This window comes from Nitrospirota bacterium (assembly GCA_020846775.1).
In the GTDB taxonomy this organism is placed as follows: Bacteria; Nitrospirota; 9FT-COMBO-42-15; order HDB-SIOI813; family HDB-SIOI813; genus RBG-16-43-11.
This window is the reverse complement of the sequence record JADLDG010000086.1, coordinates 1-13,427: the sequence shown is the minus strand read 5'-3', so window position 1 is coordinate 13,427 and position 13,427 is coordinate 1. Positions and strand designations below refer to the sequence as shown.

Annotated in this window: 13 protein-coding genes, 2 tRNA genes and 1 pseudogene; 8 read left to right on the top strand and 8 right to left on the bottom strand. The window is 46.7% G+C overall.

Annotated features, from left to right (window positions below; genetic code table 11):
* From mreD to IT392_10215, 5 genes are read right to left on the bottom strand one after another with little or no spacing between them, the layout of a single operon-like run.
* Nucleotides 1-495: a rod shape-determining protein MreD gene (mreD, locus tag IT392_10235; GenBank protein ID MCC6544858.1), complete on the bottom strand. Its 495-nt coding sequence runs from the start codon at nucleotides 493-495 to the stop codon at nucleotides 1-3.
* The gene (mreC, locus tag IT392_10230; GenBank protein MCC6544857.1) at nucleotides 492-1,352 is read right to left on the bottom strand and encodes a rod shape-determining protein MreC; all 861 of its coding nucleotides are present in this window, start codon (nucleotides 1,350-1,352) and stop codon (nucleotides 492-494) included. Before mreC ends, mreD begins: the two co-directional genes overlap by 4 nt.
* Nucleotides 1,353-1,371: 19 nt before the next feature.
* A complete protein-coding gene (locus IT392_10225) occupies nucleotides 1,372-2,400 on the bottom strand; it encodes a rod shape-determining protein (protein MCC6544856.1) in 1,029 nt (342 codons plus the stop codon).
* The gene (locus IT392_10220) at nucleotides 2,390-2,860 is read right to left on the bottom strand and encodes an RDD family protein (protein MCC6544855.1); all 471 of its coding nucleotides are present in this window, start codon (nucleotides 2,858-2,860) and stop codon (nucleotides 2,390-2,392) included. Before IT392_10220 ends, IT392_10225 begins: the two co-directional genes overlap by 11 nt.
* A 56-nt stretch (nucleotides 2,861-2,916) precedes the next feature.
* Nucleotides 2,917-3,366, bottom strand: coding sequence for a nucleoside deaminase (locus IT392_10215; GenBank protein ID MCC6544854.1), 450 nt, complete (start codon nucleotides 3,364-3,366; stop codon nucleotides 2,917-2,919).
* Nucleotides 3,367-3,623: 257 nt separating this feature from the next.
* Between IT392_10215 and IT392_10210 the strand changes: the two genes are divergently transcribed.
* The 6 genes from IT392_10210 to IT392_10185 all read left to right on the top strand — a co-directional run bounded on the left by IT392_10210 (nucleotide 3,624) and on the right by IT392_10185 (nucleotide 9,468).
* Entirely contained in the window at nucleotides 3,624-4,529 is a 906-nt protein-coding gene (locus tag IT392_10210; GenBank protein ID MCC6544853.1) for a hypothetical protein, read from the top strand.
* A gap of 88 nt (nucleotides 4,530-4,617) precedes the next feature.
* Nucleotides 4,618-6,063 (top strand): DNA recombination protein RmuC, encoded by a 1,446-nt coding sequence (rmuC, locus tag IT392_10205; protein ID MCC6544852.1) that lies wholly within the window; start codon nucleotides 4,618-4,620, stop codon nucleotides 6,061-6,063.
* A gap of 194 nt (nucleotides 6,064-6,257) precedes the next feature.
* Nucleotides 6,258-6,330 (top strand) — tRNA-Lys (locus IT392_10200).
* Between the two features lie 9 nt (nucleotides 6,331-6,339).
* Nucleotides 6,340-6,417: transfer RNA gene (locus IT392_10195), tRNA-Glu, on the top strand.
* Between the two features lie 23 nt (nucleotides 6,418-6,440).
* The gene (gene ettA / locus IT392_10190) at nucleotides 6,441-8,132 is read left to right on the top strand and encodes an energy-dependent translational throttle protein EttA (protein ID MCC6544851.1); all 1,692 of its coding nucleotides are present in this window, start codon (nucleotides 6,441-6,443) and stop codon (nucleotides 8,130-8,132) included.
* A gap of 7 nt (nucleotides 8,133-8,139) precedes the next feature.
* A complete protein-coding gene (locus IT392_10185) occupies nucleotides 8,140-9,468 on the top strand; it encodes a hypothetical protein (protein MCC6544850.1) in 1,329 nt (442 codons plus the stop codon).
* Between the two features lie 125 nt (nucleotides 9,469-9,593).
* Here the strand turns inward: IT392_10185 and IT392_10180 are convergent, their stop codons facing one another.
* From IT392_10180 to IT392_10170, 3 genes and pseudogenes are all read right to left on the bottom strand, one after another.
* Complete coding sequence (locus IT392_10180) at nucleotides 9,594-10,946, bottom strand: NAD(P)/FAD-dependent oxidoreductase (protein ID MCC6544849.1); 1,353 nt, start codon at nucleotides 10,944-10,946, stop codon at nucleotides 9,594-9,596.
* Nucleotides 10,943-11,308 (bottom strand): annotated as a pseudogene (locus tag IT392_10175) (DUF488 family protein). Before IT392_10175 ends, IT392_10180 begins: the two are co-directional and overlap by 4 nt.
* A gap of 239 nt (nucleotides 11,309-11,547) precedes the next feature.
* Nucleotides 11,548-12,090: a cytochrome c gene (locus IT392_10170; protein ID MCC6544848.1), complete on the bottom strand. Its 543-nt coding sequence runs from the start codon at nucleotides 12,088-12,090 to the stop codon at nucleotides 11,548-11,550.
* Nucleotides 12,091-12,680: 590 nt separating this feature from the next.
* On the opposite strand from IT392_10170, the gene IT392_10165 reads away from it, so the two are divergent.
* Together IT392_10165 and IT392_10160 are read left to right on the top strand one after the other, a co-directional pair.
* Nucleotides 12,681-12,812 (top strand): carboxymuconolactone decarboxylase family protein, encoded by a 132-nt coding sequence (locus IT392_10165; protein MCC6544847.1) that lies wholly within the window; start codon nucleotides 12,681-12,683, stop codon nucleotides 12,810-12,812.
* A gap of 76 nt (nucleotides 12,813-12,888) precedes the next feature.
* Nucleotides 12,889-13,427, top strand: a 539-nt coding sequence (locus tag IT392_10160; protein MCC6544846.1) for a flavodoxin reductase, incomplete at its 3' end; no start/stop codon positions are given.

The following is a 13,427-nucleotide window of genomic DNA, read 5'->3' as shown; positions in this document are numbered from 1 at the left end:
TTATAATTTAACGATATGAAATGTTTTTTTGCTCACCAGTGATATTAGTGAATATATGATCCCGCCAAGGAGACCGTCAAGAAAAGCCTGAGGAATGGCTATATACAAAATGTCCCCGGGAAACCGTTCGGTTCCGAGGAATAAGAATATAAGGAAGATGATCAGTCCCTGGATTAAAGAAACTAAAAATATAAGGGTCATATGCAGGAGATAACCCGGGTTATGAACCCAGCGTCCTATAACACCGGAGAGATAACCTATAAAAGATTTCGAAAAGATATTACTGTAGACAGGTCCCGCAGATGTGACGTCGAGGAAGAATCCGAGCAGGGCACCTACAAGTCCACCCCTTGCCTCTCCGCGGAACATTCCCAGGAAATATACGGTTATCAGTATAAAGTCAGGCCGAATACCGCCTGCCTCTATAGGATTCGATACACTGCCCTGAAACGCTGCAATTAGTATCAGGAACAACGACCACAGGATTGTCCTCACTCCTCTTTTTCCCCCTCAAGAAGTCTGTAACCATCATATGACATAGGAGATTTTATTACCAAAACCTCTCTTTCCCTGGAAATATTTGCCTCGGGTATCAGCGTCACTGACTGGAATAACCGGTTCTGAGTTTTTACTACACTATTGACCCTGCCGACCATAATCCCCCGCGGAAAGACACCGTCAGTGCCTGATGTAATGATAATGTCGCCATTTTTAACATCCTCATCTGCTAAAATATAGTTAAGCCGGAGGGTACTACCCTGTTGTCCCGCCACAATACCCTCATAACCAGTGCGTTGTATAAGTCCGGCAACGGCGCTGTTCCTGTCAGATATCAGGAGTACCCTCGAATAATCAGGCGATGTCTTGACCACCCTGCCGATAACCCCTCCTGCTGTAATTACACCCATACCCGGCTTTATCCCTTCCTTTTCACCTTTGTTTATAACTAATGCCTCATACCAGTTTGCGGGATCTTTTGCAATGATGACGGCAACAGCTTGTTTAACAGCAGATGAATCACCAAGTTTCAGCAGTTCCGTCAGCCTGTCGCCTGTTGATGCCTTTTCCTTAAGGAATACGGCTTCAGAGTGAAGTTTTCTCACTTCTTCAACAAGCATTTCATTTTCCTTCTGAACATTTATCAGATATATATATCCAAACCATGTTGATGAAATTCCGTTAGAGATGGCGGCGAGACCTGACTGAACAAAACCTGTAATATTTAAAAAAGGTCTTTCAAGGAGATTGTATCTCGGACTCTGTTTAATCTCAGGAGAGAGTAATACAAAGATTCCTATAAGGAGGATAAAGGCAATTAAGATCTTTCTGTTAAAAGTCAGAAACCTGAACATGCATACCCTGCCTGCTGTATTACTGGGTAAGCACAGAGACCTTCTTCAGAAGGTCAAGTTCATCCAGTACCTTTCCTGTCCCCATGACAACAGCCGTTAAAGGGTCCTCCACAGTTATTATGGGAAGATTTACTTCTTCCCTCAGCCTCAGATCCAGTCCCCGCAGCATTGAACCCCCTCCAGCCAGAACAATCCCGCGGTCTATTATATCAGCTGCAAGTTCAGGAGGGGTATTTTCAAGGGCAACCTTAACAGCGTCAACTATGGCGCTAACCGGTTCTTCAAGCGCCTCCCTTATCTCATCACTGTTGACCTCCAGGGTCTTGGGTATTCCTGATATGAGGTCCCGTCCCTTCATCAGCATGGAACGTTTTTCTTCCATCTTATAGGCTGAACCTAACTCCATTTTTATCATCTCTGCCATATGTTCGCCCAACAGGAGATTATATTTACGCTTAATGTAGGAGAGGATCGCCTCGTCCATCTTGTCTCCGGCTACCCTGACCGAGTCGCTGTAAACTATACCGGCAAGTGATATGACAGCTATATCAGTAGTCCCCCCGCCTATGTCTACTACCATATTACCTGATGGTTCTGTTATAGGCAGACCTGCGCCTATGGCCGCGGCTATTGGCTGTTCAATGAGGTAGACCTCCCTGGCCCCTGCCAACTCTGCAGAGTCCCGGACTGCCCTTTGTTCAACCTGGGTAATCTTTGCAGGGATGCCTATAATTACGCGCGGGCTTACGAATGCCTTTCTGTTGTGTGCCTTTGTTATAAAATGACTCAGCATCTTTTCAGTAACGTCAAAGTCGGCAATTACTCCATCCTTTATCGGCCTTATTGCGACAATATTTCCGGGAGTCCTTCCCAGCATTCTTTTTGCCTCTGCGCCTACTGCAAGAACCTTCCCTGATTTCTTTTCTATGGCAACTACCGAGGGTTCGTTACAAACAATCCCCTTACCCTTCACATAGACAAGGGTACTGGCCGTACCGAGGTCTATTGCCAAATCCGTTGAAAACCACCCTAATATACTACTTAACAATTTTTACCCCTCCATTTTCTATTACGATTGTCTTTGCAAGTTCGTCACCAATTCTTAAACCCTTTTCATTACCAATAATAATCAACGTTTCGACCCCAACTATTGCGAGAGTGAACAACCACCCCACGTACGGAATAAAAAAGAAGAGATACCCCCCTGCAATTGTAATATTTCTGAGAACAGACTCTTTATACGAGCACAGTTCCCCATCACTCTTTATGGTCCTCAGATTAATGAGTTTCTTGCCGAGGCTTTTTCCATCAAAAAAACCATCTGCTATCAGGATATATGTAAGTCCCGCGAAAAAGCCTACAGGATATAGCAGCATTGAAAAGGCAGCAGCTATTATCAGATCAATGACCCTGGCAACAAACCTGTTAAAAATGCCTGCCTTATGATATTCGTGCGCATCTGACGTCTCCGTCTTTGCGTAATTAGCGTCTTCTGTCATAGTGGGCATATAAGAGAAACCCGGCAAAGTGATGTATTATAGCAAAGAATCAATTTATTTCAACTTTACCGGCGGTAAGGGGTTACCCCTCTACGGTTTACAAAGAAGTCTTTCATGATGCTGCGGCACTTGTATTCACTTACCCCTGTTACCAATTCAACTCTGTGATTTAATGCCGGTTCCTGCAATATCTGAAACAACGAACCTCCTGCTCCCGCTTTAAGGTCCTCCGCCCCGAAGACTACCCTGGGGATCCTTGCCAGTACTATTGCACCGGCACACATAGCGCATGGCTCAATAGTAACGTATAAAGTGAGATCAGTCAGCCGCCATTTCCCCAGCCTGCCTGATGCCTCCCTGATTACTATCATTTCCGCATGGGCAGTCGGGTCCTGGAGAGATTCACGCAGGTTGTGTCCCCTTGCAATTACTTCACCTCCTGCTACAGCCACTGCACCTACAGGGACCTCACCCTCAGAGGCTGCATTGATGGCCTCTTCTATCGCTTTTTCCATGAATCTATCATGCTCAGATGACCAAATCCCCACCCTGTCTCCCCCCCATAATTCTATCTAAAATCCAGACCTACCCCAGATATATTGGGTGACGTACAAAATGTTAAACGTCCCTGGTGACCGCTCTGTTTGCCAGCATGAGTTTGAGATTAGAGGAAATCTTTGTCAGTGTCAAGAAACTCCAAATAATTCTTGACAATTCATACTGCTTATTGCTCAATTAAATAAGCTGAATCAATGGAAGGAGCATCTGCATTATGCGCCATGGCATGACAGGTGATGAGGGTTTTACGCCTGATCCAAGAGACCTTACTGATGAAGAAATACTGGAGAGGTTGAGTGATGAGGGGCTGGAGATTACCATAGATGATTTCAAGGCTGAGGCGATGAAGGCTGGATCGCCTGAAATGCTTGCAGGCAACTGGGCCTATATGTTCGGAACCTGGACTGCTGAGGAAGACACCTTTCTTTACAGCGCTATCTTCGAACTCTGGAGAAGGCACCTGGGTAATGATAAGCGGACGCCTGAGATATTGGCAGAATTTATTGATGACATTTTTAATACTTATGAGGAAAGTCCTGAGACGCATGAGCAATATTTTATGGTAAATATCTATGATCGGGTTAGGGATTTCTATCATAGGCTGCTGAATGAAGACGGGAGTCCCAATGTTGATCTCTACAATGACATGACGTGGTATGCACACAGTGACTTCGATGGATTCCTTCTCAGCATTCCGCATGAACTTTCCAGGCATGGACTTACAGATCAGGCCGTTAACATCGGGAGATGGTTTTCAGCGCTTTCCGGTCAGCCACAGAATTTTCTGAGAGACACTGCTTGCATACTGGCAGACGCAGGCAGAAGAGAAGAAGCCCTTATGCAGATTGAAGAAAATATAATGCGATTTCCTAATGATATGTGGGTCATTATAAATGCAGGTGATGCAATGTTAAGCCTTGGAGACAAGGAGTCTGCTGAACGCTATTTTCTTAAGGCAAAGAAGATGGTTATTACAAAATCCGACCACATGGTTGTCCTTGAGAGGCTTCTGGATATTTACAGAGAACTCGGGATGAACGACAGGGTAAAGGTGATAGAACAGGAGATCAAGGCACTCGGTCTCCCGCTCAGGAAAAACAACAGGAACAACAAGGAATGACGATTGTCATGTGTGGGATATGAACATCCACGTTACGATTAATTAGTGTCATACTGAATTCATTTCAGGATCTCAAACAATACTGAGTATGGAAAATATTATCTATATAATAATAGGAATAATAATCGGCGGCGGACTAACATGGTTCCTCGCAAGAACCAGGCTGCATGACATCCATTCAAGGGAGATAGCAGAACTCAATTCAGACAACTCCAATCGGTTATCAGAACTTGAAGGAAGGGCCATGAGTGCAGAGGCAGTTATTAATGAGCTCAGACAACAGAATCAGCAGAAGGATTCAGACCTTAATAAGATCAGAGTTGAAATTGAGACAGAGAGAAAATCCAAAGTTGAGGCGCTCACCAGACTGGAGGCCTCACATGAGAACCTTGAAGCACAACGTAAGCTTCTCGAGACTATGAAGGGTGATATGACAAATACATTCAATGCATTGTCATCTGCTGCACTTAAAAGCAGCAGTGATGAATTCCTGAAACTGGCCTCTGAAAATCTTAACCGCATTGTATCTGACACGAAAGGCAGGCTTGGCGAGCATCAGGTTGCCATGGATGGCATGATAAAACCATTAAATGATGCACTTAAAAGATTTGATGAGCAGATACGGTCCATAGAGGAGAACAGGCATAAGGCATACGGCAGCCTTGAGTCACAACTTAAGTCGCTTACTATTTCACAGGAACAACTCCAGAAAGAGACAGGAAACCTTGTCACTGCATTGAGGAAACCCCAGGTGCGCGGAAGATGGGGTGAGGTGACTTTAAGGAGGGTTGCTGAGCTTTCAGGGATGTCTGAACACTGTGATTTCACTGAACAGTTATCCGTTGATACGGACAGGGGAAGGATAAGGCCTGACATGATAGTTCATCTTCCAATGAACAGGGAGATAGTCGTAGACTCAAAGGTGCCGCTTGAGGCATACCTCGATGCCATATCCGTAAATAGTGAAGATGAAAAAAAAGAGAAAATGACGAGGCATACTCAGCATGTAAGGACTCATATGAATAAGCTTGCCTCCAAGGAATACTGGAGCCAGTTTGATAAATCACCTGAGTTTGTGGTCCTTTTCATCCCAGGCGAGTCATTCCTGAGCCCGGCCCTCGAGATGGATAGTTCTCTAATAGAGGATGGTATCCAGAAAGGGGTCATAATTGCCACGCCGGCAACCTTTATCGCCCTTCTAAGAGCAATTGCATACGGCTGGCGGCAGGAGCAGATCACTGAAAACGCAAAGCAGGTTAGTATTCTCGGTAAGGAATTGTATGAAAGAATAAGCACATTAGCAGGACACTTTGATGACCTTGGAACTGCAATAAGCAGGGGGGTTGATACGTACAACAAGGTAGTTGGTTCCATGGAATCAAGGGTGCTTCCTACAGTCAGGAAATTTAAAGAGCTTGGTGTCACAGGCAGTGAAGACATCCCGACCATTGAGCAGATAGACAGAAAACCTAGAAACACAGCCATGTGGAGCGGGATGCCTGACATGCCGGGCAATGAGGAAAAACCGGCATGAGAAAAGGGCATGAAAATAATCCCCCTTTTTCAAAGGGGGAAATAAAGCCCCCCCTTTAGAAAAGGTGGGTAAGGGGGGATTTGAAAGGTGTATTTTCATGTGAACACAATAAGTATCACTTATTTTAATCTCTTAAAAATGATTGACATCAATAATGAGTAAATGATATAAACATATGTTCTAAGCTTATCTATGGGCCGCTAGCTCAGTTGGTAGAGCACCGCCCTTTTAAGGCGGCTGTCGATGGTTCGAATCCATCGCGGCTCATTCATCAGCGTCCCCATCGTCTAGCTCGGCTCAGGACGTCGCCCTTTCACGGCGCAAACGGGGGTTCAAATCCCCCTGGGGACGCCATTTTTTACAGCAGCATCTAAACTATGAGCATTGAACCAAATAAGGTCATTTACTCCATGATTGGAGTAAGCAAATTTTACGACAAGAAGGCGGTGTTGAAAGACATCTTCCTGTCATATTTCTACGGGGCAAAGATCGGAGTCCTTGGTCTCAACGGTTCAGGGAAAAGCTCACTCCTGCGTATCCTTGCCGGAAGGGATAAAGAGTTTAACGGAGAGACTGTCCTCGCACCGGGCTACACCGTTGGTCTATTCACTCAGGAACCGGAACTGGACGAAAGCAAGACTGTAAGACAGGTTGTGGAAGAAGGCGTGCAGGAAGTAGTGGATGCACTTAATGAATATAACAGGATAAATGAAAGATTTGCCGAACCCATGTCAGATGATGAGATGGGTAAACTTATCGAGCAGCAGGGAGTAATACAGGAAAAGCTTGAGGCCATGGACGCATGGGAACTTGATTCCCGTCTTGAGATGGCTATGGATGCGCTGCGCTGTCCGCCCGGAGATGCAGCCGTTAATCTCTTATCCGGCGGAGAGAAACGCCGTGTAGCACTTTGCAGACTGCTCCTCCAGAAACCGGACATCCTGCTTCTTGACGAACCTACGAATCATCTGGATGCCGAGAGTGTGGCATGGCTTGAGCATCATCTGCAGAACTATGCGGGTACTGTCATTGCAGTAACCCATGACCGCTACTTCCTTGATAATGTAGCAGGCTGGATCCTGGAACTCGACCGAGGTCAGGGTATTCCATGGAAAGGGAATTACTCATCATGGCTTGAGCAGAAGAAGAACCGTCTCCAGCAGGAAGAGGCAACAGAGAGCGAGAGGCAGAAGACCTTACAGCGCGAGCTTGAGTGGATAAGGATGTCTCCAAAGGGACGTCATGCAAAATCAAAGGCCCGTATCTCCTCTTATGAGGAGCTGCTCCGTCAGGATGCTGATAAGGGATTAAAAGAGATGGAGATATACATCCCACCGGGTCCCAGACTTGGTAATGTCGTTATTGAGGCCAATAATGTCAGCAAGGCATTCGGTGATAATATACTGATGGATGAAATGACATTCTCCCTTCCTCCGGGCGGTATTATAGGAGTCATCGGACCGAACGGTGCAGGAAAGACAACGCTGTTCCGTATGATTACCGGGCAGGAAAAACCTGACTCAGGGACATTCAGGATAGGAGAGACCGTAAAGCTCGCATATGTTGACCAGAGTAGAAATGACCTTAACCCTAATAAATCCATTTGGGAGATAATCTCTGACGGCTTGGAGGTCGTTTCGCTCGGAAAGAGACAGATCAACTCCCGTGCCTATGTCGCCCGGTTTAACTTCTCAGGCAGTGACCAGCAGAAAAAGGTCTCGACACTCTCCGGAGGCGAGAGAAACCGCGTGCATCTGGCCCGCATGCTGAAAGAAGAGGCCAATGTCCTCCTCCTTGATGAACCTACCAATGACCTCGACGTAAACACCATGCGTGCCCTTGAAGAGGCGCTGGAGAGCTTTGCAGGCTGTGCCGTAGTAATCAGCCACGACCGCTGGTTCCTCGACCGTATCGCCACCCACATGCTTGCATTTGAGGGTGACAGCAAGGTGGTCTGGTTCGAGGGAAACTACTCTGAATATGAGGCAGACAGAAAGACCCGTCTCGGCGCCGCAGCAGATCAGCCGCACAGGATCAAGTACAGACACCTGACCAGAGGGCGGGACTGACTGGTTCGTGGAGCATCTGAAACTCAACGGTTTCGACCCTATCGTCTTTGACGGGAGAGACCCGGCAGCCTTTGCCTGGGCTATATTTGAAATGGAGCGCCGTCTTGAGGCTGCATCCGATGCAATACGATATAGTGCCGGTAATTACCCCTTGATGCTTCCTTACGGTATAGCCATGGCGCCCAAAGGCGCCGGTTTCTACGGCGAAGGAACTAACCTCGCCCACAATCTGCCACTTATGTCTAATCCGAGTACCGATACTGCGGCAGCCGGATATTTCAATGAGGGCGCACGAAAGTTGCGTGTGCCTCCGCAGGAGCTCAACGATTCCATCGTAACATTTCAGAATCATCCGGCAACTGGCAGGCCCAGGGAGCGTGACCATGCCCTGGTAAATAGAATAGTAAATTTACGCGAAGTTCCCCAGACGGTTTCCCGGCCTGTGCCGGAAAACCGGCGAGATCCGTCAGGATGGACCAGGACCTCCCCAATGTTCGCGGTAGATGCTATGTTCCTGGCCACAGTTCAGGCCAATAAGCGCCTTCGTGTCCGGGTGGGTAACCCCGATGAAATGCGCTCTAACCGTATGATCCAGACTCTGAAAAAGCTGAAGTTCCGTGTGACCGACCCCGAGCCGGGCATGCCGGAGGATATCCAGGGCGCTGTTATCACGGCCCTTAACGAAGAGGCGGTAGCCGCCGCTGCCCTGGCAAACAAAGGCGGTATCAATTTCATCCACACCTATGAGGCCTTCGACACAAAGATGCACGGCGTTGTCCGTCAGGAAGTCATCTTCGTAGACCACTGCAATGAGGTCGGTCGTCGTCCGGGCTGGCTTTCCGTGCCGCTGGTGCTAACTTCCCATACATGGGAAAATGCCAAAAATGAGCGATCGCACCAGGACCCGTCCATGGCCGAGGCGATGCTCGGCGAGCCTTCGGACGTGTCGCGGGCCATGTTTGTGCCTGATTACAACACAGCCGCCGTCGTTATTAGCCGGATATATCAAACACACGGGCAGATATGGACGCTGGTTGTCCCGAAGATAGATGCGTCGCCCGATCTCTTTACTGTGGATGAAGCAACCCGTCTTTTTGAGATGGGAGCGCATCGTCTGGATTGGGCGGGTCATCAGGCGGCGCGTCAGCGCGTGATCCTTACAGCCGTCGGCGCTTATCAGTTGCAGGAAGTCCTGAAAGCTTCGGCCCGTCTCGTGGAGCGGGATATCCCTCACTCCACAGTCTATATGCTGGAGCCCGGAAGGTTTCGCTTTCCCAGAAATGAACTTAATACACATTGCCCACCTTCTGCAATAGCATCACAACCTATGCATTGACAGTAAAATCCTTTATCTAAGCTTTGAATATTACATCTTGGGAAACGCATATAGGGTCTTTTACTGTCACTATAATTAGTTACAGATTAAACTAAGATCTGTCATTTTTTAAAATAAGTTTTATATCAGTCAGTCTTGCGATATCCCTTACTCTCAGAATGTTTTTGGTTAGGGGAAACAGTACCTTTCGAATCGGCTACAGGGAAAATCTTCTTTGTCTGCATCATTCGTGAAATCGGCAAAGATACAATAAGACTCAGGGGACGCTCATAAAAAAAGTAATCCCAGGCCCATTCGATTAAAACAAGTAGCCGGTTACGAAATCCTATCAGGCTGTATAAATGTATGCTCAGCCATAGAACCCAGGCCGGAAAGCCAGCAAAAGCATGACCCTTTATACAGGCTATAGCAGCATTTCTGCCTATAGTGACCATCGTACCCCGGTTGTGATAGTAAAAAGGCATAGGCTCTTGTTCGTTTGCCTGGCGGATAATGTTGCGGGCGGCTGCTTCACCTTGTTGAGTGGCAACAGGGGCAAGCATTGGCAGTGAATGTCCATCTTGCTCCATAAAGGCCAGGTCACCAATTACATAGACTTCGGGATGGTCAGGAGTTTGAAGCGTTGGAAGAACCCGTATCTGCCCATTCCGCATTGTTGGAAGTTCTGCATTGATAGACTCACCTCGCACGCCAGCTGTCCAAATCACAGTTTCAAGAGGGATCGTTGTCTCATCCTTTAATTTCACATACTCAGGTGTGATTTGGCTTACTATCGCTCGCAGATGTATTTCCAATCCCATCTTCTTCAGCCGTTTTACGGCATATGTTCCAAGACGCTCAGGAAAGGGTGCGAGCAGACGGTCACTTGCTTCCAGCAACAGGACATGCATCTCCCCAGGGTCTATGGCCTTATAGTCCTTTACCAGTGGACCACGAATCAGTTCGGCAAGAGCGCCAGCTAATTCCACTCCGGTCGGCCCGCCTCCAACAATGGCAAAGGTCAGCATTCGTCGCCGCCGCTCAGGGTCGGTTTCACACAATGCCCGTTCAAAACAAAACAGGATATGGTTGCGCAGGGCGATTGCCTGTTCCAGCGTCTTCAGTTGGAAAGTATACTCGTCTGCGCCTGTCACTCCAAAGAAGTGGGGGGTGCTACCGATGGCCATGACAAGAAAGTCGTAAGGGAAAACGTGATCCGTGGTTTTGACCTGTTTGGCAACAAGGTCTATCTCTGTAACTACATTCATTAGAAAACGGATATTTTGCTGCCTGCGTAAAATACTTCTCACTGGATAAACAATATCCTCCGGTTCAAGCTCCCCTGCCGCGACTTGATAGAGCAGTGGGAAAAAAGTATGGTAATTGTGCTTATCCAAAAGAAGAACGTCGGTCTGTGATTGTGATAAGGTTCGGGCAGCCCATAGGCCTGCAAATCCAGCTCCGACGATGACCACGCGGGGGCGATCAGGAAATATCATTTCTCTGCTTCCTGCGAATTGCGTGCTTCCAAATACAGCATCAGCGCAATGGCATTGTTATGTTCGGTATCCCGGGAGCTGTACAATAAAGTCACATCAGCATGTTTGGCGGACTCCAGGATGGGTTTTCATACGTTAGGATTGCCATCCAATTCAGCCTGATAACGCTTCTGAAATTCTCTCCACTTAAGAGGGTCGTGTTCAAACCAGCGCCGCAAATTGTTACTGGGTGCAACGTCTTTCAGCCAGGCCTGCATGATCAGATCCTCCTTTTTCATTCCGCGCGGCCATAACCGTTCAACCAAAAAGCGAACCCCATCGCTTCTCTCAGCTGCCTCATAAAAACGCTTTACCTTCGGCATAGTTACTCCCTGGAATTCACAATGGGCCCTTTCTCCACGACGCTCTTTAGCAGACACTTAAAATAGACCAAACCACCGTCGTCCTCCCGACACAGTACCTGTCTCTCCCCTGATCTACAAAGGGAAATCAATGCTTCACTATAAAATAGAACCGTCCCCTTTTTATTTTTACTTTTCTATCGCCTCTGCTCTGATCAGTGACTGTGATCGTGATTATGTTCATCGGCGTCGTTTGCCTCTTAGTCATGCTCCGTCTCCGGGCCGGCCTTTCTGTCTATGGCCTTGTATTGTTCCGGGGTCATATTGGGCAGCTTTTGCAAAAAGGCCACCATGGCCCAGATCTTTTCGTCGCTATGGGTGACGCCCCAGGCTGGCATGGCAGTCATGCGGATGCCGTTTTTGATGATCCAGAAGAACTCTGCAGGATCCACATCCATTGCCTTCAGGCGGCCAAAGTTCGGTGCCTTCGGATTGAGGCCCTTACTGATCTCCGAGTCTTGCAGACCGGGCGCCTGGTGGCACCCAACGCACATTTCCCGATAATGCTTGAATCCCTCCGTGACGACCTTAGGGTTGTCCAGGTCAGAAGGGACCTTAATCCCCTGCTTGCGAACATCAATGGAGTGTTCGCGGGTGGTGATGATCGCCCACTTCACCAGAGGGCCGTCTTCCCAACGGGCGGAAACATCGAATACCCCGGAATATATGAAGATTAGACTTCCCAGAAGGGTGGCCAGAACCACAAAAAACAAGGTGTACATCACTGTTTTGGCTGTTTCCATGAACGTCCTCTTCGTTGCTGAGTTTGAACAATCTCCTATCCGACCGACGATGATAAGGAAAAAACATGGTTCAGGTAAAACCATTGGAGATTCAGAATAGGGATTTGCTTTTCTTGAGGATAAGGTAACAGGATAAGATTCTGCTGTCAACTGGAATTAGGGAAATCTTAAGGGAGGATGTCTGATTGCCCTCGCATTTTATACGTTGGAGCGGTTTTACTTCAAAGACACGACGGATTAATCGAGCCCATTCTGATCATCCCAGTTTTCCATTCTCTCTTTCCCTGTGTGAGCTGCAATAGATACCATAATAATATTCGAGGCTTTCATAAGGAGATGGGACACGAGCTGCGAGCAGCTCCATCTATCTCTCTGACCTTCTCTGCGGAGTCTTACTTCCACAATACCGGGTATGCCAATTGAAAAATCTCAAAAAGTCCTGCCCACCAGGTGTGCCAAAAAAAAAGTGTGTTCACCTCCGTTCCCGGTGAAATAAAAGTCAGTTCAAAATAGGAAAATTTGACCCATACCCGCCGCTGACGGCCCTTCAAAAACCTCTAAAACCCCTAAAAATCGTCTTGACACCTTAGATTTTGCGGAGTATTATTGGACTTAGTTCTTCGATTGTCCTATTGATATATCAAATAAACGGATGCGCACATTGCCTGGAAATGCACACAAAAGATGCCATTGCACTCGGTGAAGATCAGCATAAATGTTAGCTTTAGTTAAATGTCCGATTGTGAAAACTGACACTAAAAATTCTTTTCAATCAACAATATTAAAGCGGGGGATACTATGAGCGATCATAAAGTAAAAATAAGCGATATTAAAAATGTTACACATAATGTAAGATCATTAAAATTTGAGAAGCCAAAAGGCTTTATTTTTACTCCCGGACAAGCCGCTGATGTTTCTATAAACAAACCGAACTACGTTAATGAAAAACGACCATTCACTTTTACTAGCTTAAATGAGTGGAATTATCTTGAATTCACAATCAAAATTTATAATGATCATAATGGCGTTACTAAAGAGATTGGTAATCTTAAAACCGGTGATGAGCTGATTATCAGCGATCCCTGGGGTTTAATCAATTACAAAGGTGAGGGCGTATTCATAGCGGGCGGCGCGGGAGTAACTCCATTTATCGCCATCTTAAGAGACCTTAAGTCCAGGAATAAAGTTGAAAATAATAAACTGATTTTTGCAAATAATACTGAAGCTGATATTATCCTTAAAGATGAATTTGAAATAATGTTAGGCAACAATTTTATAAATATTCTATCACACGAAAAATCAGAGAAATATTCTAAAGGATTTATCAATGAAGAATT